Annotated in this window: 26 protein-coding genes; 15 read left to right on the forward strand and 11 right to left on the reverse strand. The window is 29.2% G+C overall.

The features are described from left to right. Positions 1-8: 8 nt before the first annotated feature. The 6 genes from deoC to udp all read right to left on the reverse strand — a co-directional run bounded on the left by deoC (position 9) and on the right by udp (position 5,114). On the reverse strand, positions 9-677 hold the full coding sequence (gene deoC / locus FMAG_RS01550; protein WP_005883414.1) for a deoxyribose-phosphate aldolase: 669 nt from the start codon (positions 675-677) through the stop codon (positions 9-11). Between the two features lie 14 nt (positions 678-691). Continuing rightward, positions 692-1,882, reverse strand: a complete 1,191-nt coding sequence (locus FMAG_RS01555; protein ID WP_005883416.1) for a phosphopentomutase — start codon at positions 1,880-1,882, stop codon at positions 692-694. A 13-nt stretch (positions 1,883-1,895) separates the two neighbouring features. After that, positions 1,896-2,606, reverse strand: a complete 711-nt coding sequence (gene deoD, locus FMAG_RS01560; RefSeq protein WP_005883418.1) for a purine-nucleoside phosphorylase — start codon at positions 2,604-2,606, stop codon at positions 1,896-1,898. A gap of 17 nt (positions 2,607-2,623) precedes the next feature. Next, positions 2,624-3,040, reverse strand: coding sequence for a cytidine deaminase (cdd, locus tag FMAG_RS01565; protein ID WP_005883420.1), 417 nt, complete (start codon positions 3,038-3,040; stop codon positions 2,624-2,626). Positions 3,041-3,102: 62 nt separating this feature from the next. Further along, entirely contained in the window at positions 3,103-4,305 is a 1,203-nt protein-coding gene (locus FMAG_RS01570) for a NupC/NupG family nucleoside CNT transporter (protein WP_005883421.1), read from the reverse strand. A gap of 26 nt (positions 4,306-4,331) precedes the next feature. Then, on the reverse strand, positions 4,332-5,114 hold the full coding sequence (udp, locus tag FMAG_RS01575) for a uridine phosphorylase (protein ID WP_005883426.1): 783 nt from the start codon (positions 5,112-5,114) through the stop codon (positions 4,332-4,334). Positions 5,115-5,391: 277 nt separating this feature from the next. Here udp and FMAG_RS01580 point away from each other — a divergent pair, with 277 nt between their 5' ends. The 7 genes from FMAG_RS01580 to FMAG_RS01610 all read left to right on the forward strand — a co-directional run bounded on the left by FMAG_RS01580 (position 5,392) and on the right by FMAG_RS01610 (position 11,023). Further along, the gene (locus FMAG_RS01580; protein ID WP_005883428.1) at positions 5,392-6,135 is read left to right on the forward strand and encodes a MipA/OmpV family protein; all 744 of its coding nucleotides are present in this window, start codon (positions 5,392-5,394) and stop codon (positions 6,133-6,135) included. Between the two features lie 151 nt (positions 6,136-6,286). Continuing rightward, on the forward strand, positions 6,287-6,862 hold the full coding sequence (locus FMAG_RS01585; protein ID WP_005883430.1) for a tetratricopeptide repeat protein: 576 nt from the start codon (positions 6,287-6,289) through the stop codon (positions 6,860-6,862). Between the two features lie 30 nt (positions 6,863-6,892). Then, entirely contained in the window at positions 6,893-7,444 is a 552-nt protein-coding gene (locus FMAG_RS14215) for a J domain-containing protein (protein ID WP_005883432.1), read from the forward strand. Positions 7,445-7,533: 89 nt separating this feature from the next. Further along, entirely contained in the window at positions 7,534-8,883 is a 1,350-nt protein-coding gene (gene glmU / locus FMAG_RS01595) for a bifunctional UDP-N-acetylglucosamine diphosphorylase/glucosamine-1-phosphate N-acetyltransferase GlmU (protein ID WP_005883434.1), read from the forward strand. 3 nt (positions 8,884-8,886) lie between these two features. Then, complete coding sequence (locus FMAG_RS01600; protein WP_005883437.1) at positions 8,887-9,858, forward strand: ribose-phosphate diphosphokinase; 972 nt, start codon at positions 8,887-8,889, stop codon at positions 9,856-9,858. 87 nt (positions 9,859-9,945) lie between these two features. Further along, positions 9,946-10,575, forward strand: coding sequence for an L-threonylcarbamoyladenylate synthase (locus tag FMAG_RS01605; RefSeq protein ID WP_005883438.1), 630 nt, complete (start codon positions 9,946-9,948; stop codon positions 10,573-10,575). Positions 10,576-10,585: 10 nt separating this feature from the next. Next, positions 10,586-11,023, forward strand: a complete 438-nt coding sequence (locus FMAG_RS01610; RefSeq protein WP_005883439.1) for a hypothetical protein — start codon at positions 10,586-10,588, stop codon at positions 11,021-11,023. A gap of 78 nt (positions 11,024-11,101) precedes the next feature. Here FMAG_RS01610 and FMAG_RS01615 read toward each other — a convergent pair whose 3' ends face one another. Then, entirely contained in the window at positions 11,102-11,731 is a 630-nt protein-coding gene (locus FMAG_RS01615; protein ID WP_005883440.1) for a MurR/RpiR family transcriptional regulator, read from the reverse strand. Between the two features lie 54 nt (positions 11,732-11,785). On the opposite strand from FMAG_RS01615, the gene FMAG_RS01620 reads away from it, so the two are divergent. Together FMAG_RS01620 and FMAG_RS01625 are read left to right on the forward strand one after the other, a co-directional pair. Next, on the forward strand, positions 11,786-12,400 hold the full coding sequence (locus tag FMAG_RS01620) for an AAA family ATPase (RefSeq protein ID WP_005883441.1): 615 nt from the start codon (positions 11,786-11,788) through the stop codon (positions 12,398-12,400). Positions 12,401-12,411: 11 nt separating this feature from the next. Then, the gene (locus tag FMAG_RS01625; RefSeq protein ID WP_005883442.1) at positions 12,412-13,701 is read left to right on the forward strand and encodes a PTS sugar transporter subunit IIC; all 1,290 of its coding nucleotides are present in this window, start codon (positions 12,412-12,414) and stop codon (positions 13,699-13,701) included. Positions 13,702-13,980: 279 nt separating this feature from the next. Here FMAG_RS01625 and FMAG_RS01630 read toward each other — a convergent pair whose 3' ends face one another. After that, a complete protein-coding gene (locus FMAG_RS01630) occupies positions 13,981-14,283 on the reverse strand; it encodes an FMN-binding protein (protein WP_005883443.1) in 303 nt (100 codons plus the stop codon). Between the two features lie 32 nt (positions 14,284-14,315). Continuing rightward, positions 14,316-14,768, reverse strand: a complete 453-nt coding sequence (locus tag FMAG_RS01635) for a TSCPD domain-containing protein (protein ID WP_040493514.1) — start codon at positions 14,766-14,768, stop codon at positions 14,316-14,318. A 185-nt stretch (positions 14,769-14,953) separates the two neighbouring features. Between FMAG_RS01635 and obgE the strand changes: the two genes are divergently transcribed. From obgE to rny, 6 genes are all read left to right on the forward strand, one after another. Then, on the forward strand, positions 14,954-16,240 hold the full coding sequence (gene obgE / locus FMAG_RS01640; RefSeq protein ID WP_005883445.1) for a GTPase ObgE: 1,287 nt from the start codon (positions 14,954-14,956) through the stop codon (positions 16,238-16,240). 106 nt (positions 16,241-16,346) lie between these two features. Then, the gene (gene miaA / locus FMAG_RS01645; RefSeq protein ID WP_005883447.1) at positions 16,347-17,258 is read left to right on the forward strand and encodes a tRNA (adenosine(37)-N6)-dimethylallyltransferase MiaA; all 912 of its coding nucleotides are present in this window, start codon (positions 16,347-16,349) and stop codon (positions 17,256-17,258) included. Positions 17,259-17,325: 67 nt separating this feature from the next. Beyond that, complete coding sequence (locus FMAG_RS01650; RefSeq protein ID WP_005883449.1) at positions 17,326-17,712, forward strand: hypothetical protein; 387 nt, start codon at positions 17,326-17,328, stop codon at positions 17,710-17,712. 2 nt (positions 17,713-17,714) lie between these two features. Continuing rightward, a complete protein-coding gene (locus FMAG_RS01655) occupies positions 17,715-18,110 on the forward strand; it encodes an ATP-binding protein (protein ID WP_005883452.1) in 396 nt (131 codons plus the stop codon). A gap of 3 nt (positions 18,111-18,113) precedes the next feature. Next, positions 18,114-18,461: an STAS domain-containing protein gene (locus tag FMAG_RS01660; protein WP_005883453.1), complete on the forward strand. Its 348-nt coding sequence runs from the start codon at positions 18,114-18,116 to the stop codon at positions 18,459-18,461. A 20-nt stretch (positions 18,462-18,481) separates the two neighbouring features. Continuing rightward, on the forward strand, positions 18,482-20,047 hold the full coding sequence (rny, locus tag FMAG_RS01665; RefSeq protein ID WP_005883454.1) for a ribonuclease Y: 1,566 nt from the start codon (positions 18,482-18,484) through the stop codon (positions 20,045-20,047). Positions 20,048-20,076: 29 nt separating this feature from the next. Here the strand turns inward: rny and FMAG_RS01670 are convergent, their stop codons facing one another. Then, positions 20,077-20,466, reverse strand: coding sequence for a hypothetical protein (locus FMAG_RS01670; protein WP_040493516.1), 390 nt, complete (start codon positions 20,464-20,466; stop codon positions 20,077-20,079). Positions 20,467-20,468: 2 nt separating this feature from the next. Next, positions 20,469-21,134: an acyltransferase family protein gene (locus FMAG_RS01675; RefSeq protein WP_040493518.1), complete on the reverse strand. Its 666-nt coding sequence runs from the start codon at positions 21,132-21,134 to the stop codon at positions 20,469-20,471. Between the last annotated feature and the right edge of the window lie 135 nt (positions 21,135-21,269).

Here is a 21,269-nt window from a genome sequence, read left to right on the forward strand (position 1 = left end):
TAATTAAATTAATACATATTTTCAGAGTTTTCCCCTTTGATGATTTTTACTATTCTACTTGTACCTAGTCTATCAGCACCTAATTCCATAAACTTAGCAGCATCATCTAATGAAGAAATTCCACCAGCAGCTTTTATTTTTACATCTTTTCCTACATATTTTTTCATTAAAGCTATGTCATTAAATGTAGCTCCACCAGTTGAAAATCCAGTAGAAGTTTTAATATATTCTGCTCCTGATTTAGTAACTATTTCACACATTTTTATTTTCTCTTCTTCAGTTAAAAGACAAGTTTCAATAATCACTTTTAATATTTTACCATTACAAGCTTTATGAATATCTTTAATCTCTTCTAAGATTGCATCAAAATTTTCATTTTTTACATCAGTAATATTGATAACCATGTCTATTTCATCAGCACCATTTTTAATAGCATCTTCAGTTTCAAAAATTTTTACAGCAGTTGTAGAATAACCATTAGGGAAACCAATTACTGTACAAATAGGTAGCTTATCTCCTACATATTCTTTAGCTTTTTTTACATAAGAAGCTGGAATACAAGCAGAAGCAACATTATATTTTATTCCATCATCAAGAATTTGTTTTATATCTTCCCAAGTAGCATTTTGAGTTAAAAGTGTGTGGTCAACAGCACTTAATATTTTATTTCTATCCATATACATATCCTCTCTTAATTTATTTTATCTAAAATAGAGTATCCAATAGTATCTTGAGGCATTGTTAGTCCAAAGTTATCAACTATTGTTGCTCCTATTACAGCAAAGGTATCAAATTCTCCTAAATTTCCATTTTCTTTAAAAGATGGAGAATAAGCTATAAAAGGCACTTGTTCTCTAGTGTGATCAGTTCCAGTATAAGTAGGATCATTTCCATGATCAGCTGTCAATATTAATAGATCATCTTCTCTCAACTTAGAAAGAAGTACTCCTAAATTTTTATCAAATTTTTCTATCTCCTCAGCATAACCTTGCGGATTTCTTCTGTGTCCCCATAAAGCATCAAAATCTACTAAATTTACAAAACAAAGACCTATAAAATCTTTATTGGCTATTTCAATAGTTTGTTCCATTCCATGAACAGAACTTTTTGATTTATGAGACTCAGTAACTCCCTCTCCATCAAATATATCATTAATTTTTCCAACAGAAATTACATCTAGTCCAGCATTTTTTAAAACATTAAGAGCAGTATCTCCATAAGGTTTTAAAGCATAATCATGTCTATTACTTGTTCTTTTGAATTCTCCTTTTTTTTCACCTATATATGGTCTAGCTATTATTCTCCCGACTTTCCATTCATCTTTCATAGTAAGTTCTCTAGCTATTTCACAATATTTATAAAGATTATCTAATCCCATATATTTTTCATGTCCACAGATTTGTAAAACTGAGTCAGCACTGGTATAAACTATCATGTCTCCTGTAGCTATCTCATGTTCTCCATATTCATCAAGTATTTCTGTACCACTAGCAGATTTATTTCCAACTACTTTACGTCCACATTTAGCTTCAAGTTCATCTATTAATTCTTTTGGAAAACCTGTATCAGTAAAAGTTTGGAAAGGTTTTTGTATATTTAGTCCCATCATCTCCCAATGTCCAGTCATAGTATCTTTTCCAACACTAGTTTCATTAAGAGCAGCAAAATATCCTAATGGTTTTTCTACTGTATTTACATTTTTAATAGGATGTAGATTAGCTAATCCTAATTTTTGCAGATTTGGAATATTAAGAGAAGAAACAGATTTAGCAATATTACCAAGTGTATCTACTCCTATATCTCCAAATTTTTCAGAATCTTTCATAGCTCCAATTCCTAATGAATCTAATACTATTGTAAAAATTCTTTTGTATTTTTTCATATTAATCTCCTTTTTAGTCAATAAAAGTTTCTAGAGCTATTTCCATCATCTTAGTGAAAGCAGTTTGTCTTTCTTCAGGAGTTGTAACTTTATGAGAAGTGAAAGAATCAGATATAGTTAAGAGACAAGCTGCTTTTTTACCTAAAACTTTAGCATTATGGAATAGAGCAAAGCTCTCCATCTCTACACATGTACAACCATGTTTTGCAAAATGCTCTTTATAGCTATCTACATTTGGCTCTGTATAGAATACATCACTTGAATGAATTTTTTCAACATGTAAAGGAATACCTAATTTTTTAGCAGTTGCTATAATTTTTTCATTTAATTCTTTATCTGGGTATGTAGTATCACTTTCATATCCATTTTGAGTATGAGCAAAAGTTGATTGACTCCAAGCTGATTCAGCTAAGACAACATCGTATACATCTAACTTATCAACATATGCTCCAGCTGAACCAACACGTACAATATTTTCTACTCCATATACTTTAAATAACTCATAAGAGTATATTCCTATTGATGGCATTCCCATTCCAGAAGCCATAACAGTAATTTCCTTTCCTTTATATGTTCCAGTATAGGCAAGCATATTTCTAACAGAGTTAACTTGTTTTATATTTTTTAAAAATGTTTCAGCTATAAATTTTGCTCTTAAAGGATCTCCAGGCATTAAAACATTTTTTGCAATTTCTCCGATTTTAGCATTATTATGTGGTGTCATATTAATATATCCTCCTATTATTTTAAATCATCACTTGTAAAAGAAAAAGGTAAAAGTTCAACAATATTTGTGATCATAGCTTGAGAATTTGTATTAGCAATAATTATAGGGGTATCCTTTTTTAAAAGCTCAACCATAACTTGTCTACATGCTCCGCAAGGACTTCCTAAAGTGTTCCCTCTAGTTACTAGAGCCATAGATTCAATGTCATCTTGTCTATACCCTAAAGAATATACATGAAATAGAGCACTTCTTTCAGCACAATTAGTAAGCCCATAAGAAGCGTTTTCTATATTAGCTCCAACATGATATTTTCCATCTTTAGTTTTTACACAAGCTCCAACATGGTATTTTGAATAAGGTGCATAAGCTTTTTCCATTACCTCAAAAGCTCTATCTAGAATATCTTTATATTGTTCAAATATTTTTTGCATAAATACCTCCTTCTAGTAATAATTGAGGTTGAAAATCAACCTCAATATATTATAACATAAATTTATATAATTGTGATAAATCCAACAATCATAGCACTTAAAATACTTACAGCAAAACCACCTATCATAGCTTTGAAAGCAAGTCTAGCAAGTACAGGTCTTTTGTCAGGACAAAGTATAGATATTCCAGAAATACAAATTCCCATACTAGAAACATTAGCAAACCCAGCCATAGCAATACTTAACATAAGTCCTGTTCTATAATCTAAAGAAGCAAGGTGTTGACCTAAATTTTGAAAAGCAACAAATTCATTTAAAACTAATTTAAATCCAAGTAATTCTCCAGCATACAAGATATTTTCACCTTCTAATCCCATAAAGAAACCAAATGGAGAGAATATATATGCGAAAATTTTCTCAAGGCTTAATCCAGCAACTCCTAATATACCATTTACAAGAGAAACAATAGAGATAAATGCTACAAGAGAAGCAGCAATGGCAATAACAGCTTGGATACCGTTTACAGCTCCTTCTGTAACAGCTGATATAATATTTTCATGATGTTCTTTTCTATCCATACTTACATTTTCAATTACTTTAGCATGCTCTGTTTCAGGTAAAAGAATTTTTGAGATAGCAATACTTCCAAAAGGAACAAGAGCTGAAGCTGTAAGTAGATACTCCATAGGAATACCTAAAGCAGTATATCCTCCAATTATTGTAGCAGACATACTTCCCATTCCAGAAACTAAAACTACCATTATTTCACTTTGAGTCATATTTCCTAAGTATTTACTAACAAGAATAGGACTTTCAGTTTGTCCTAAAAACATATTAGCAACAGCAACAAAGCTTTCAACTTGAGTAGTTCCTAAGATTTTCCCTACTACTTTACCAATAACTTTAACAATAGCTCCTAATATTCCAAGATAGAAAAGAGCAGCTACTAGAGCTGATAGGAATATTATGTTTCCAAGAGCACCTATTATAAATATGAAACCAGTAGCTTGACTAGGGTCTGCTAAACTACCAAATACAAATGATAATCCATTAAATCCATAACTAAGAATTTTTGTAACTACATCAGAAAGCTTAGATACTACAATTCTTCCAAAAGGAAACTTTACTAGAAGAAAAGCTAGAATAAATTGAACAATTAAAGCTTTTACAACAATAGAAATTTTTACTTCCTTTTTGTGTGAAGATATAAGATACAATAGACCTAATAGTAAAACTATACCAATTAAAATTATTATCCCTTTCATCATTCCTCCGATTTATTTAATTAAAATTATAAAAGACCAGATTCTTTATCTTGTTTAATTAAGTTACGAATAGCTTGAACTGTAACTTCAATAGCAGCCTCTGTATCATGAACAACGGGGTTTTCTAGTCCTAATTTTTCTCTTTCTTGGTTAGCAACAACTAAAAAAGATGAACCTACACGAACTCTTAAATAATCTCCAACAACAAATAAAGCAGCAGATTCCATTTCAGAAGCTTTACATCCTAGACGCACCCAAGCATTCCATTTGTTCACTAGTTCATAATCTACGGGTTTTGTTTCAGGCTCATGTTGTCCATAAAAAGCATCCTTACATTGAACAATTCCAACATGATATTTTTTATTTAAATCTTTAGCAGCTTGAACAAGTGCATTAGTAATTTCGAGATTAGCAACAGCAGGAAATTCTATAGGTGCATATTCTTTACTAGTTCCTTCCATACGAATGGCTCCAGTAGCAATGACTAAATCGCCTCCCATTATATCTGTTTGCATACCACCGCAAGTTCCAACTCTTAAGAAAGTATCAGCTCCAACTCTTACTAACTCTTCAAGAGCTATAGAAGCAGATGGACCTCCAATTCCAGTAGAAGTAACACTTACTTTAACACCGTCTAAATAACCAGTATATGTAACATATTCTCTACTATCTGCAATAAGTTTAGCATCATCAAAATGTCTTGCTATTTTCTCACAACGTTTAGGATCCCCAGGTAAAATTACATATTTACCTACATCTCCCTTTCTTAATCCAATATGATATTGTAATCCTTCTTCAGCATATTTCATAAACAAAACCTCCTAAACAAATTCTATGATGTCTATCAAGTTGTATATTTTATAAATAAAATATATCATATCTACTAAAAAGTGTCAATTATTAAATTAATTTTTTAGTATAATGAGATGTCTATTAAACGTGAGATATATATCAAAATATGAAAAAAAGGTAATTATGATTAAATTAATATAAATATTTATTTTTTGATAAAAGTGTGATAAAATAGAAGTGAAATTCATAGTAAAAATAAAATATTAGTCATAAAGTAATATTAGGAGGAGTTTTATGAAAAATAAATTAGCTATATTAGGAGCTTTAGTTGTCTTAGCTCAAGGAGCATTAGCTGGGAATATAGGGATAGGATATGGTGTCACTACACCAATATATCATAATGATAAGAATGACTATGTTTTACCAATAGTAGATTTAGAGTATGAAAAGTTTTTTCTAAAAGGTGGAAGTACTTATGGATTATCATTGGGATATAAAGTTATCGAAGAAGATAACTATGTGCTATCTCTTTATGGAATGCCATTTGGTGGATATGAAGTAAAAAATAGTGATATGAAATCAGGGTATAAAGGAATTGATGATAGAGATACTCATCTTATGGGAGGAGTAGAATTAGCTTATTACCCAGGATTTTATGAGCTAGAAACAAAAGTGGCTGCTGAGTATGGAGAAGAGGGAGGACATTTTAATTTTAGTATCAGTAGACCTTATCAAGTTACATCTAATTTAACATTAGTTCCTGCAATAAATTATGTATATTATGATTCTAACTTTGTAGATTATTATTTTGGAATTGATTCTAATGAGGTCAATGGTGATAAAATAACAAAAACATATAGTGGAGAAGCAGCATATAGAATAGGGATAGGAATTTTAGGAAATTATAGAATAAATGATGCAGTTTCTTTAATGGGATTTACAGGAGTTACAAAGTTATCTAAGGAGATTTCTAATTCTCCAATAGTTGATAATGATGTAATTTATATTTTTGGTACAGGAGTAATTTATACATTCTAAAATATAATATAAACGATAATTACTTAGAGATAGCTTTAATTAAAAATTTTAGCTATCTTTTTTAATAACACAAGCTAAAAAAAATCTTTATATAATAAAAAATTATGATATAATATATTAGGGACTCTTTAAGTAGGGAGGTTGAAATTAATTGGACAAAAATATTTTAAAAGCAGAAATTTTTAATCAACTTGAGATGGAAGATTTATTAAAAAAAGAAGAGAGTGTAAGAATGACTCTTCTAATGAATCCTAATGATATAGATATGTTGAGTGAATTAGCTATTTTATTATATCATAAAGGAGATTATTCAAGTGCAATAAAGATATATAAAAAAGTTGTAGATTACAAAGAAGATAAAGCAGAAAGTTTCGCCTTTTTAGGTCATCTTTATTATGAAAATGAAGAGTATTTAAAAGCTATTAGATATTTTGAAAAAGCTTTGGATATTAATCCAGATGTAGCATTTGTACATTTTTTATTAGGAAATGCTTATTCAAGAGCTGGGAAAATAATGGAAGCAATTACAAGTTATGATTTTGCAATATTTTTAGATTTAGATATCTACAAAGCTCATATAGATTTTGCTGAAAAATATGAAAAAATGGGGTTGTTAGATAGAGCTTTAAAAGAGTATGTAATTGCTTATGAGATAGACCCACGTGAAAAAAATATAGGGGAGAAGATAAAAAAATTAAAAGAAAAGCTTGAAGTAAAAGTTGTTTAGTTACTTCAAAATTAATATTAAGGAGAACAAATGATTTATAGTGTTTCAATGACATTGATATTAGTATTGTTTTTGGTTATAGGAATTACTTTTGGATTTAATAGAGCAGTTGGAATGCTTCCTGTGCTATTTATAATATTTTTATTAGTGGCATTTTTTGGATGGTTTATTTTTAATTTTTTTTGGCTGATTCTTTTGATAATTTTCATTAATTATTTAAGAAATAGGAATCAACCTAAAAGGACAAGAAGAACTTATTATTATAGATATAATGGAACTAATACAAAAGATTTTGAAGATTTTTTCCGTCAAGCAGGAGGAAATTATGGTGGACAGCAACAGGGAGGATACTACAATAATAATCCTTTTGGCTATGCAGAGGATAAAAGTAAATATTATGAGATTCTTGGTGTAAATAAAAATGCTAGTAAAGATGATATAAAGAAAGCTTATAGAGACTTAGTAAAGCAGCATCATCCAGATAAATTTACTAATGCAAATGATTCTGAAAAAGAATACCATGAAAATAAATTAAAAGAGATAAATGAAGCATATGAAAAACTTTCAAAAGATTTTACTTAATCTTGAAATACTTTAATAAGTATGATATAATTTAACACGTATGAGATGTTTTTTGTAAATGTACAGTATAACTTAAAGGAGTGTAGTTTATGAAACTAAAAACATTGATTCTGGCAGCAGGAAAAGGTACTAGAATGAAGTCAGAAATGCCAAAGGTCATCCATAAAGTAAATGGAATACCAATGATATCTAAAATAATAGATGTTTTATCTGGATTAAGTCCAGAGGAAAATATATTGATTTTAGGACATAAGAAAGATGAAGTTTTAAAAGTAGTTGGAGAAAATTGTGATTATGTTTTACAAACTGAACAATTAGGAACAGGACATGCTGTGATTCAAGCTAAAGAAAAACTTCAAAATTATGATGGGGATGTAATGATACTATGTGGAGATACTCCATTACTTAAAGAGAGTACATTAAAATCTCTATATCAGTATCATAAAGAAAGTGGTGCTGTAACTACAATACTTACTTCTATTTATGAAAATCCATTTGGGTATGGAAGAATAGTAAAAGAAGATGGGTTTGTAAAAGCTATTGTTGAAGAAAAAGAAGCTAGTGAAGAAATTAAAAAGATAAAGGAAGTAAATGCAGGAGTATACTGTTTTAACTCAAAAGAACTTTTTAAGGCCTTAGATAAAATAAATAATAATAATGAAAAAGGAGAATACTATCTTACTGATGTAATAGGTATTCAAGTTTTAGAAAATAAAAAAGTTCAAAGTTTTGTACTAGAAGATAACATGGAAATTTTAGGTGTTAACTCTAAAGTAGAACTTGCTCAAGCAGGAAAAGTTTTAAGAGATAGAAAAAATAGAGAACTTATGGAAGAGGGAGTTATTCTTATAGATCCAGAAAATACATATGTAGAAGATAATGTAAAAATAGGAAAAGACACAATACTTTATCCAGGAGTGTTTTTACAAGGTAAAACTACAATTGGAGAAAGATGCGAAATCATAGGAAATACTAGAATTATAGATAGCACATTAGGGAATGATATTAGAGTAGAAAGTTCAGTAATAGAAGAGAGTATTTTAGAAGATAAAGTTACTATGGGACCATTTGCTCATTTAAGACCTAAAGCTCATCTAAAAGAAAAAGTACATATTGGAAATTTCGTAGAAGTAAAAAAATCTACCCTTGAAAAGGGAGTAAAAGCAGGGCATCTTACATATTTGGGAGATGCACAAGTTGGAGAGAACACAAATATTGGTGCTGGAACAATTACTTGTAACTATGATGGTGTAAACAAATTTAAAACTGTAATAGGTAAAGAGGTATTTATAGGAAGTGATACTATGCTTGTAGCTCCAGTAAATATAGGAGAAAAAGCTCTTGTAGGTGCTGGGTCTGTAATTACAAAAGATGTTCCTAATAACTCATTAGCTGTATCAAGAAGTAAACAAATTATTAAAACCGACTGGAGGAAATAAAAAATGATTAATTCAGAAAATGTAAAAATTTTCGCAGGAACTTCAAACAGAGACTTAGCTAAAAAGATAGCTGAGAAATATGGGCTGCCTTTAGGAAAAGCAGACGTAGTAAGATTTAAAGATGGAGAGGTATTCGTTAAAATTGACGAAACAGTAAGAGGAAGAGATGTATTTGTAGTACAATCAACTTCTGAACCTGTAAATGAAAACTTAATGGAATTGTTAATTTTCGTAGATGCATTAAAAAGAGCATCAGCTAAAAGTATCAATGTAATTATTCCTTACTATGGATATGCTAGACAAGATAGAAAATCTAACCCAAGAGAACCAATTACATCTAAATTAGTAGCTAATCTGCTTACAAAATCAGGTGCTACTAGAATAATTGCTATGGATTTACATGCTGATCAAATTCAAGGATTCTTTGATATCCCAGTTGACCACATGCAAGCATTACCATTAATGGTAAGATACTTTATGAAAAAAGGATTATATGGAGATGATGTAGTAGTAGTTTCTCCAGATATCGGTGGAGTAAAGAGAGCTAGAAAATTAGCTGAATGGCTAGACTGTAAAATAGCTATTATTGATAAAAGAAGACCAAAACCAAATATGTCAGAAGTAATGAACTTAATTGGAGAAGTTCAAGGAAAGACTGCTATATTTATAGACGACATGATAGATACAGCTGGAACTATTACAAATGGTGCTGCTGCTATTATAGAAAGAGGAGCTAAGGAGGCTTATGCATGTTGTACACACGCTGTATTCTCTGATCCAGCAATCGAAAGACTTGCTGCTTCTCCTTTAAAAGAGGTTATTATAACTGATTCAATAGCATTACCTGAAAGAAAAAAATTAGATAAGATAACTGTATTATCAGTAGATGAAATATTTGCTGAAGCAATTAGAAGAATTGTAAATAATCAATCAGTATCTGAGTTATTTGAGAAAAAATTAATAATGGAAAACTAATTAAATTAGAAAAAAGCTAGTATTTTACTAGCTTTTTTTAATTAGATATGATAAAATTATTAAGAGTCTAAAAATAAGGTGTATAGTATGAAAAAAATATATAATTTACAAAATATTGATTTTTTAGAGATAGAAAAGTCACTAAAAGCTGGAGAATTGATAATATATCCAACTGATACTGTATATGGTATAGGTGGAGTAATTTCATCTGAAGAGACAATAAAAAATATATATAAGGCAAAAGAGAGAAGTTTTAAGTCACCTCTTATAGTATTAGTAAGTGATGTAAAAAAGATTGAAGAAGTAGCTTATGTAGAAGAAAAAAATAGAGAAGCTATTGAAAAGTTAATAGCAAAGTTTTGGCCTGGAGGGCTTACAATTATTTTAAAAAAGAAAGAATGGATTCCAAATATTATGACAGCTGATGGAGATACTGTAGGAGTAAGAATGCCAGCTTTGAATATCGCACAAAAAATAATAAAAGCTGCAGGTGGGTTACTTCCTACAACAAGTGCTAATATTTCTGGAGAAAAGACACCTAGAGCTTATGATGAGTTATCAGATACTTTTAAAGAGAGAGTAGATATTATTGTAGATGGAGGAAAATCTCCATTAGGAACAGAATCTACCATAATAGATATGACTGATAAGCCAAAAATATTGAGATTAGGAGCAATTTCAATTGAAGATATAGAAAAAGTAATTGGAAAAATATAGGGAGGAAGTTATGAAAACACAAAGAGTAAATCCAAATGGGATGAATCCGATGCAGATGAATAATATGTCTAGCATGATGGGTATGATGAACAATATTCAAAGAATAGGGAAAGGAAAAAGAAAAATAACAGTCAATTTAGATAAAAATAATAAAAAATTCCTATCTAAATTTATAGAAGAAGTAAAGAAGCAGTTTTCTTCTTCAGCTATGGGAGCTCAAGTAAGTGGATTAGGAGAGTTTTTTGATTATATAAAATCTGTAGCTGATGCTAAAGAGCAAATGGAATTAAAATTAAGTTTTGAAGAGTATGAGTTTTTAAAAAGAATGATAGTGGATTCTATAAGAGGAATGGAAGGAATGACTTTCAAGTGGTATCAATTTGTTAAAAAAGGTATGCTGAAAGTTATGATAAAACAATATAGAGAGCTACTTACAAAATTTAAATAAGATGAAAAAAACATTTTTCTAAATTTAGAAAAATGTTTTTTTATTGCCTGAAAATATTGATTTTATAAGAAAAATTTATTATATTTTAGATAATAACTTTTCAAAAGAGTTGATTACTTCGGCAAAAAATATTCCTTTTTCAATTTCAAAAGAAAAGGTTGAAAGTTTTGCAATAGAAGAGTTATTCTTACCTACAAAACTTATTATAGGAATATTATTGGAATTAGCTTCTTTTATCATATCTAGTAATGAATCTGTTTCTCCAGATTCAGAAACTACAATAAGAACAGTATCATTTGTCAGATTTTTATTTAAAAGTTGGAGATGGGTATTGGCTATTGAACGTCTACCTATAAGAGTTATTCTCTCATTCATATATGAGGTAATATTATTAGCAATTCCAACAGATAAAAACATAATCAAGGAATCAGGATTGGAAGTTAAAATTTTTATAGGAAGAGTTAGGTTATCATCTATATCAACTTCAGTTTTAGAATTTTTTATATAAAAAATTAAATCTGTAAAACTATTGAAACCAATTTTTTTTATACAGTTATAAATTACAGATGTAGAAGTATAATTGATTTTAGCTACCTCTCGAATAGAAATTTTTTCTTGCTTTAAAATTTTTTCTTGGATAGAGGTTAAGATATCTTTTTCTAAACTGTTAAGTCTATGTTTTTTAACTATATAATCTATATCTAACAAAGTACATCACCAATTATATTATACAATAAAAATTATAAAAAAAGGAGATATAAAATGGAAAAAAAATTTATTGTTGACCCTTGGGCAAGAACAACAACAAGAAATGGATTAGCTGGAGATGAGGTAATATCAGCTTTACAAAAATCAATCAGAAGAGGAAATGTAGAAGCAGCTTGTGAATTTGCTTATGAGATGTATATCACTTCTCCTCAAATGGAAGAAAAACTTTGGAGAAGACTTACAGCTATCTCTGTAGAAGATATAGGAATGGGAGACCCTATGGCTGCTGTACTTATCAATAATTTAAGACAGATGAGAAAAGAGTATGCTTATGCTGATGGAGATAGACCAATATTTTTTATCCATGCTATAAGATACTTATGTCAATGTGAAAAAGATAGGTCAAGTGATTTATTAAAAAATATAGTAATAAAAAGTTTTGCAATGGGATATGTTCCAGAAATTCCTGATTATGCATTGGATAAACATACAGTAAGAGGAGCAGAGATGGGAAGAGATTCATTCCATTTCTTAAATGAAGCTAGTAAAGTTACTCCTCAAAAGAAAGTAGACAATGATTATAAAGAGAGATATAACAAGATATTAGAAAAATATAATCCAAATGATGTAGTTCCATCAGCTTTTAAATTTAATCCATGGCAAGAGTAAAAGGGGGAGAGATGGAAAGTAAATTTTTAGAAAAATTAGAAAAAGTATTATTGCCAATAGGTAGTAAATTAGGAAATCAAAAACATCTTCAAGCTATCTCTGTAGGAATGATGATGACACTTGCACTAATAGTTGTAGGTTCATTATTCTTAATTGTAGCTAATCCACCTATAAATCTAGAATTAGTAGATCCAAATACAAGTAATATATTTTTACAATTTATGATAGGTTGGAAAAAATTTGCTATGGCAAATTATGATATAATTACAAAACCATTTAATTTTACTATGGGAGTAGTAGGGCTAATGACAGCTTTTACTATTGCCTATTCATTAGCTAACGAGTATAAGTTAAATAATCTTACATCTGGACTTATCTCAATGGCAACTTTTTTAATGGTAGCAGCTCCAATAGAAGAGGGAAAAATAGTTATGCAATATTTAGGAGCAGATGGACTTTTTATTGCTATTATCATCTCTCTTATAAGTGTTGAGATTTCAATGTTAGTAGAAAGACTTGGATGGAAATTTAAAAGTGAACATATACCACCAGCAGTGTTATCATTTATGAATGCCTTAATTCCGTTACTTTTAAATATCCTTATAATCTATGGTTTAAGTGTAATTATTTTTGTAAAAACAGGAAAAACTATTCCAGAACTTATAATGGCACTACTAACTCCAGCTTTAAATATTGGAAATAATATTTGGGGATATTTAGCAATACTTATTTTTGGAAATATCCTTTGGCTATTTGGAATAAATGGAACATCAGTAATATTCCCAATAGTATTTGCTATAGGAATAGCTAACACAGGTATTAATGCTGAGCTTGTAAGACAGGGAAAAGAACCAGAAATGTTAATGAATTTACAAATGTTTAGAGTAGCTATATTAGGGGGAGCTGGGAATACTTTAGGATTGATTCTTCTTATGTTGAGAAGTAAGTCAGAACAATTAAAAACTTTAGGAAAACTAGCTTTTGTTCCTGGAATTTGTGGAATAAATGAACCAGTTATATTTGGAACTCCAATAATATTTAATCCAATATTGGGGATACCATTTTTAATAACTCCTATTGTTACTGTTTCAATGGCCTATATAGCACAAAAGATAGGATTAATTTCAATGGGATATATTGTTGACCCATCTTTTGCACCATTTTTTATACAGGGATACCTATCATCATTGGATTTTAGAAATCTAATTTTTTATTTCTTATTAGTAGTAATAAGTTTAATAATATATTTTCCATTTTTTAAAGTGTATGAGAAAAATTTGATAGCTCAAGAGCAAGAATAAAACGTAACTACTCAGCTATTAAATTAATCAGAGAAAACTCTAAGAATTGTGTAATTTATGAAGAGAAGTTAGATTAACTTAGCGAATCAAACGCTAAAAAACACAACTGTTTGAACGAAGTGAGTTTTGTGTTTTTAGTGAGATAAGCTTTAGTTAATCAACTTCTTGGAATATGGAACAATTCTTAGTTTTCTTTTAAAATAAAAAGTAGCTGAGTAGGTACAATAAAATATAGATAAATAAATAGAGGGAGATTAAACTCCCTCTATTGTATTATATTTATTTTTTTAAAGCGTCAGCAATAGCTTCTTTAAATCCTTCAGAAGTATAAGTTGCTCCAGCTACACTGTCAACTTCTACAGATTGTTTAGCAATAATTTCAGCTGTAAGTTTTTCAATAGCTGGTTCAGCTATTCTTTTAGTTTCAGCCATTTTAATAACTTTAATAGCTGTAATTTTATCTCCTTCAGTTTCAACTGAAACAGTGATATCATCTTTATATCCTAATCCTGTTCCCTCTTTAGTAGCTGCCATAGTAGTAATAGAAAGGATAGCAACTAATCCTAATAATAATTTTTTCATAATTTCCTCCAAACTTTAATAATATTTATATCTTATGAGAAAGAAGCTTGGCAAAGTCCACATCCACTACAAACATGTCCAGCAAAAGCTACTTTTTGTTTAGCTGCTTTTTGAGCCTTTCTAATCTCTACCATAGGACCTTCTTCCTCTTCAGTAACATGTTTTTTTAACATTTCAACAAGGTTATCCATGCAAGAAGTATATCCTGCAAGAGGAGCATCAGAACAATAGTTATCATCTAATAATTCAATAACTTTAGTAACCTCCATTCCAGGTAATAGTTTTCCAATAGCAGCAAGGTTACCAGGACAACCTTTTACAGCGGAAAAAGATTCTATTTTTCCATCTTTAACAGAAACTGTCATCTCAGTTGAGCAAACTCCATATGTTTTTTCAGAGAAAGTAACATCTTTATTGACAACTTTTGATGCAAGAGTATTTTGAGCTAATAAAACTCCAGCAAGGATAACAACAGCTTTTTTTATAAATCCACTCTCCTAAAATTAATTTTAATGTATTATTAATAACAACATACAACTTATTATGTACATGTTTTTTCGGAAAATCAATATATTTATCAAAAGAATATTATTATTTTAATAAATGTTGAAAAAATTTAGAATATAGGGTAAAATATATTGATAATATTAAATTAATAGGAGAGTAATGAATGTTTATAGATGAGGTTATAATAACTGTTAAGGCAGGAAATGGTGGAGATGGTTCAGCTGCTTTCAGAAGAGAGAAGTTTGTACAATTTGGTGGTCCAGATGGTGGAGATGGTGGGAAAGGTGGAGATGTAATTTTCGTAGCTGACCCTAATATCAATACACTTATAGATTTTAAATTTAAAAAATTATTTAAGGCTCAAAATGGAGAGAATGGACAAAAGAAACAGATGTATGGAAAAACAGGGGAAAATTTGATTATTAAAGTACCTGTTGGAACACAAGTAAGAGATGTTGAAACTGGAAAGCTTTTATTAGACTTGAATGTAGCTGGAGAGGAGAGAGTTTTACTTAGAGGAGGAAAAGGAGGACTTGGAAATGTTCACTTTAAATCATCTATTAGAAAAACTCCAAAAATAGCTGGTAAAGGTAGAGAGGGAACAGAATTAAAAGTAAAGCTTGAATTAAAACTTATAGCTGATGTTGCTCTTGTAGGATATCCATCAGTTGGAAAATCAAGTTTTATAAATAGAGTTTCAGCAGCAAATTCTAAAGTTGGAAGTTATCACTTTACAACTCTTGAGCCAAAACTTGGAGTAGTAAGATTAGAAGAGGGAAAATCATTTGTAATAGCAGATATTCCAGGACTTATTGAAGGAGCTCACGAAGGAGTAGGATTAGGAGATAAATTCTTAAGACACATAGAGAGATGTAAAATGATATATCATTTAGTTGATGTAGCAGAGATAGAAGGAAGAGATGCTATTGAAGACTATGAAAAGATAAATACTGAACTTAGAAAATTTAGTGAAAAACTAGCAAATAAAAAACAAATAGTTCTAGCAAATAAGATGGATTTATTATGGGATATGGAAAAATATGATAAATTTAAAGCTTATGTAGAAGCTCAAGGAAATGAAGTTTATCCTGTATCAGTGATACTAAATGAAGGAATTAAAGAAGTATTATATAGAAGCTGGAATATGTTAGAAGAAATAGAAAGAGAGCCATTAGAAGAGGAAACAAATGTAGATGAGGTTCTAAGAGAGATAAAAGGAGATAAAGAGGATTTCATTATTACTCAAGATGAAGATGGAACATATGTAATAGAGGGAAGAGTATTAGATGGAGTACTTGCTAAATATGTGATAACTATGGATGATGAATCAATAGTAAACTTCTTACATATGATGAGATCTTTAGGAATGGAAGAGGCTATGAGAAATGCTGGTATCCAAGATGGAGATAGTGTAAGAATAGCTGATGTAGAGTTTGAATATGTAGAGTAATAAAGTATAAATAATAGTAGGTTTAAAAGAGGGAAATTATTATCTTAACTTCTAAATTTGTAGGTTATTGTAATAAATTTTCCCTCTTTTTTACTAAGGAGGATAAATGAAAAAAGGAATAGTAATAGCTGGACCCACTGGAGTAGGAAAAACAGCACTTTCTATAAAATTAGCTAAGTTATTAGATGCTGATATAATATCTGCTGACTCAGCTCAAGTATATAGAGGAATGGATATAGGAACAGCTAAGATTACATTTGAGGAAATGGAAGGAGTTCCTCATTATATGTTAGATATATTAGAGCCTATAAAAAAATATAGTGTTGGAGATTTCCAAAAAGATGTAGATAGAATACTGAAAGAAGAAGAGAAAAAAGATAGATTTGTTATTCTAACTGGAGGGACAGGGCTTTATATTAATTCTATCACTGAAGGGTTATCTGACTTACCAGCTTCAGATACAAAGATGAGAGAAGAATTTATGCAAAAAAGTTCTGAAGAACTCTATGAAGAGTTGAAAAAAGTAGACCCAGAAGGAGCAGAGGAGATACACCCAAATAATAAAAAAAGAGTAGAGAGAGCTTTAGAAGTTTACAAGCTTACAGGAGAAAAATTTTCTATTCTTTCTAAAAAAAATATAAAAAATAATAGTTATGATTTCTTAAAAATTGCTCTGGAGAGAGGGAGAGAAAATCTCTATGAGAGAATAAATATGAGAGTAGATATTATGATAGAACAAGGGTTAGAAGAGGAAGTAAGAGAGCTCTATAATAAATATGGAGAGATTTTGAGAAAGATAAATATAATAGGATACTCAGAATTTATAGATTATTTTAAAGGAGAGATAACTTATGAAGAGGCAGTAGATAAGATAAAACAAAACTCTAGAAGATATGCCAAAAGACAGTTTACTTGGTTTAAAAATGACCACACATATATCTGGTATAACCTTGATGAATTATCTGAAAATGAGATAATAGAGGATGTAGTGAAAAAATTAAATATAGAAATTGAGTAATTAAATTCTTGATAAAAATATATGGATATGGTATTATTTATAGTGATAAGGAATGGTGTATATTATAATGAAAAAAATTTTTATTTTGATGATTCTTGGGATTTTTTTAACAAGTTGTTCTAATATTGGAAAAAGAGAGGAAATTACTTTAAAGGAAAAAGAAAATCTAATAGTTTTAATAGAGGATATAAAAAATAATCTTCAAAAAGGAGAGACTGAACTTTTAGAAAAAACTCTTATTCCCAGTATAAGAAATAATTTTGTAAAAGATGAGATACAAAATATAAATTTTTCAAAGGTTAATATATTTAATTCAAAACCCAAGTTTTTAGGTGAAAGAGCTACAAATATAGTTGGATTTAATATACATAGTTCAACAATATATTATGAGGTAGAATATCAATTAAAAAATGAGGAGTGGAAAATAGTAAAGTTTAAAGAGAGAAGGAGATAATAATGAAGCCAAATGAGGTAAAAATTACTGTACCTTCTTCTTTAGAAAATTTATCTTTAATAAGAGCCATGGTAAAAATATACTTAGAGTTACATCAAGTAAGTCAAAGGGATGTATTTCAACTTTTATCAGTGGTAGATGAACTTTCAACAAATGTAGTTGAACATGGTTATGAATATAAACCTGGAGATATCATTTTAGAAATTCAGAAATCGAATGATATTATTCGACTAGTAGTAGAGGATAATGGAGTTGGATTTGATGAAGAGAAATTGAGTAAAGAAGAGGGTGGAATGGGTCTTTTTATAGCAAGAGCCATTGCGGATGATTTTAAAATTGAAAAAAAACTAAATGGAACACTATTTAGAGTAGAGAAAAAAGTTAAGGAGGCAGAGTAAGAAATGGTAAACAATTTCGAAATACTTGAAAAAAACTTAGGGGAGATTAAAGAATTAAAAGTTGTAGGGGAATTAGATGCATTAGTAGCACCAAAATTAAAAGAAAGAATTACAAAATTAGTAGAGGGAGATTCTACAAAATTTATAATTGACTTTGAAGAAGTTACTCACATTAATAGCTTAGCTATGGGAATTTTAAGAGGAAAATTGAAAGTAGTAAAAGAAATGGGTGGAGATATAAAATTAATAAAATTAAATGAACATATTAAAACTATTTTTGAAATGATAGGATTAGATGAAATATTCGAAATATATGAAACAGAAGATGAGGCAGTAGCTAATTTTAAATAAAATGTAGAAAGGAAATAATTATGAGCACAGTATTAGGTATAGGTTTGATAATAATCGGACTGGGAATAGTATTTGCTATACTATATAAAAAGTCTGTTATAGATAAAAAAATAAATGAACTTAACGATTTAGAAGATGAAGTAACTAAATCAAAAATAAAAGCAAAAGAAATAATAGAAAATGCAGAAAAAGATGCACAAGCTAAAGGAAAAGAGATAGAATTAAAAGCAAAAGAACATGCATATTCTATCAAAGAAGAAGCAGAAAAAGAGATAAAAAATGCTAAAAACGAACTTTTACAAAAGGAAGCTAGACTTACAAAAAAAGAAGAGACTCTTGATAATAAAATAGAAAAGTTAGAGTTAAAAAGTCAAGAGTTGGAAAAAACAACAGAAGAGTTAGAAGCTAAAAAAGAAGAGATAGAAGCTATAAAATTAAAGCAAGAAGATGAACTTGAAAGAATTTCAGGATTATCTAAAACAGAAGCTAAAGAGATTCTAATAGCTAAATTAAGAGATGATCTAACACATGAAACTGCTGTTGCAATTAGAGAGTTTGAAAATAAATTAGAAGATGAAAAAGATAGAATTTCAAGAAGAATATTATCAACAGCAATAGGAAAGGCATCAGCTGAATATGTAGTAGATGCTACTGTATCTGTTGTAAATCTACCAAATGATGAGATGAAAGGTAGAATAATAGGAAGAGAAGGAAGAAATATTAGAGCTATTGAGGCACTTACAGGAGTAGATATAATAATAGATGATACTCCAGAAGCAGTAGTACTTTCAAGTTTTGATGGAGTAAAGAGAGAGATAGCTAGACTTGCTATTGAAAAATTAATTACTGATGGAAGAATTCATCCAGGTAAGATAGAAGAAGTTGTAAATAAAGCTAGAAAAGAGATAGAAAAAGAGATAGTAGATGCTGGAGAAGGAGCTTTAATAGAATTAGGAATTCCAGGAATGCATCCAGAGATCATTAGAACATTAGGAAGATTAAAATATAGAACAAGTTATGGACAAAATGTTTTAACTCACTCAATAGAAGTAGCTAAATTAGCTGCTAATTTAGCAGCTGAAATAGGTGCGGATACTGAGCTTGCTAAGAGAGCAGGTCTTTTACATGATGTTGGAAAGGTGTTGGAAAGTGATATAGAAGCTTCACATGCTCTCATAGGAGGAGAATTTTTAAAGAAATTTGGAGAAAAACAAGATGTTTTAAATGCTGTAATGGCGCATCATAATGAAGTAGAATTTGAAACAGTTGAAGCTATAATTGTTCAAGCAGCAGATGCTGTATCAGCTTCAAGACCAGGGGCAAGAAGAGAAACATTAACAGCTTACTTAAAGAGATTAGAAAGTCTTGAAGAGATAGCAAATTCATTCTCTGGAGTAGAATCTTCATTTGCAATTCAAGCAGGAAGAGAACTTAGAATAATAGTAAATCCAGAAGCTATGTCAGATGATGAAGCTACTAAGATGGCAAGAGATGTTGCTAAGAAAATAGAGGAATCTATGCAATATCCAGGACAAATTAAAGTTACAATAGTTAGAGAAACAAGAGCTGTAGATTATGCTAAATAAAAAAAGGGAGCGAAAGCTCCCTTTTAATTTTATCCTCCTATTATCATTCGGCTATTCTTTTTGAAAATCAATTTAATAATTTTAGTAAAAATCATAGATAAGATACAGATATAAGTTGTAAAAAATATAAGTCCTAAATAACTAAAGTTCAATGTAAAGTTATACTTTTCTAAAAAATACTTTGTAATTAATATAAAGTAATTATGTATAAAAAATATAGGAAAGCTATAGTCAGCTAAAAGCGATAGTGGTTTTTCTATAAAAATCCATTTTTTATCTTGAATTTTATAAAATAAACCAACAAAGAATAGACACACTATTATTTTTTGTATTCCCATTAAGTCAATGCCATTATAAGCAAACATATTAGCTTTATGCATATTCATAAATTTATTTATGTGTACTTGAAAAATTCCCATTCCTACCCAAAGTAAAAATATAAAAGAATTATGTTTTTTAAATAAGGTAAAAGTTTTTCTTTATTTTGTGATGTATATATTCCAAGACAATAAGCTGGAGAAAAATAAAGTAATGCCTGAATAACATTGATATGTAAATTATGTGCAGGTCTGTGTATTATCATTCCTATAAGAAGTCCAATTATAATGACAGCTATCTTTCCTTTTTTAGCTTCAATATATCTTATAAATATTGGAGAAGATATAAAAAGCACAAAGGCAAAGGGGATATACCAAGTAGAATCAAGAAGGGCTCCAGAAAGATACATAAGTATTAATCTAATTATATCAGATAAATTTATAGATTTTTCTGTAAGGGTTTCCGGAAATCTAATCATTATAATAGGAGTAATTATAATTAAGTATGGGAGAAAAACATTTTTAAATTTATTTTTCATAAATTTTTTAAAGTTGAACCCTCTAGAATAAAAAATATGATGAAATAAAAAACCAGATATAAAGACAAAAAGTGATGTTCCTCCAGTAGTCATAGTAAAAAAAAGTTTTCTGAAAAATGGATTACCGATGGGATTACTAAGATTAAAAAAATTAGTAATATAGAAAGAGTGCCCCATAACAATTAAAAAAATTGCAAATCCCCTAAAATAATTTAAAAAATTTAAGTACATAAATTCCTCCTTTCAAGTAGTTATTTTATAGATATACTAACATTTTTTTATGGCAAAAAAAGAAAAGATATACTTAGAAATAAATAAAAAATTAAATAATTTTTGGACAAAATTATGGGTTTTATGATATAATTG

The organism is Fusobacterium mortiferum ATCC 9817 (assembly GCF_000158195.2).
GTDB classification, from domain to species: domain Bacteria; phylum Fusobacteriota; class Fusobacteriia; order Fusobacteriales; family Fusobacteriaceae; genus Fusobacterium_A; species Fusobacterium_A mortiferum.

Bases quoted from the DNA above. Each gene is read 5' to 3' on its own strand.
- FMAG_RS14215 (WP_005883432.1), top strand. From the start codon at position 6,893: ATGATTTATAGTGTTTCAATGACATTGATATTAGTATTGTTTTTGGTT.
- FMAG_RS01670 (WP_040493516.1), bottom strand. From the start codon at position 20,466: ATGGGAATTTTTCAAGTACACATAAATAAATTTATGAATATGCATAAA.
- deoC (WP_005883414.1), bottom strand. From the start codon at position 677: ATGGATAGAAATAAAATATTAAGTGCTGTTGACCACACACTTTTAACT.
- rny (WP_005883454.1), top strand. From the start codon at position 18,482: ATGAGCACAGTATTAGGTATAGGTTTGATAATAATCGGACTGGGAATA.
- FMAG_RS01570 (WP_005883421.1), bottom strand. From the start codon at position 4,305: ATGAAAGGGATAATAATTTTAATTGGTATAGTTTTACTATTAGGTCTA.
- udp (WP_005883426.1), bottom strand. From the start codon at position 5,114: ATGAAATATGCTGAAGAAGGATTACAATATCATATTGGATTAAGAAAG.
- FMAG_RS01650 (WP_005883449.1), top strand. From the start codon at position 17,326: ATGAAAAAAATTTTTATTTTGATGATTCTTGGGATTTTTTTAACAAGT.
- glmU (WP_005883434.1), top strand. From the start codon at position 7,534: ATGAAACTAAAAACATTGATTCTGGCAGCAGGAAAAGGTACTAGAATG.
- FMAG_RS01625 (WP_005883442.1), top strand. From the start codon at position 12,412: ATGGAAAGTAAATTTTTAGAAAAATTAGAAAAAGTATTATTGCCAATA.
- FMAG_RS01605 (WP_005883438.1), top strand. From the start codon at position 9,946: ATGAAAAAAATATATAATTTACAAAATATTGATTTTTTAGAGATAGAA.
- FMAG_RS01555 (WP_005883416.1), bottom strand. From the start codon at position 1,882: ATGAAAAAATACAAAAGAATTTTTACAATAGTATTAGATTCATTAGGA.
- obgE (WP_005883445.1), top strand. From the start codon at position 14,954: ATGTTTATAGATGAGGTTATAATAACTGTTAAGGCAGGAAATGGTGGA.
- FMAG_RS01675 (WP_040493518.1), bottom strand. From the start codon at position 21,134: ATGTACTTAAATTTTTTAAATTATTTTAGGGGATTTGCAATTTTTTTA.
- FMAG_RS01600 (WP_005883437.1), top strand. From the start codon at position 8,887: ATGATTAATTCAGAAAATGTAAAAATTTTCGCAGGAACTTCAAACAGA.
- FMAG_RS01580 (WP_005883428.1), top strand. From the start codon at position 5,392: ATGAAAAATAAATTAGCTATATTAGGAGCTTTAGTTGTCTTAGCTCAA.
- FMAG_RS01655 (WP_005883452.1), top strand. From the start codon at position 17,715: ATGAAGCCAAATGAGGTAAAAATTACTGTACCTTCTTCTTTAGAAAAT.
- FMAG_RS01660 (WP_005883453.1), top strand. From the start codon at position 18,114: ATGGTAAACAATTTCGAAATACTTGAAAAAAACTTAGGGGAGATTAAA.
- FMAG_RS01630 (WP_005883443.1), bottom strand. From the start codon at position 14,283: ATGAAAAAATTATTATTAGGATTAGTTGCTATCCTTTCTATTACTACT.
- deoD (WP_005883418.1), bottom strand. From the start codon at position 2,606: ATGACACCACATAATAATGCTAAAATCGGAGAAATTGCAAAAAATGTT.
- FMAG_RS01620 (WP_005883441.1), top strand. From the start codon at position 11,786: ATGGAAAAAAAATTTATTGTTGACCCTTGGGCAAGAACAACAACAAGA.
- cdd (WP_005883420.1), bottom strand. From the start codon at position 3,040: ATGCAAAAAATATTTGAACAATATAAAGATATTCTAGATAGAGCTTTT.
- FMAG_RS01610 (WP_005883439.1), top strand. From the start codon at position 10,586: ATGAAAACACAAAGAGTAAATCCAAATGGGATGAATCCGATGCAGATG.
- miaA (WP_005883447.1), top strand. From the start codon at position 16,347: ATGAAAAAAGGAATAGTAATAGCTGGACCCACTGGAGTAGGAAAAACA.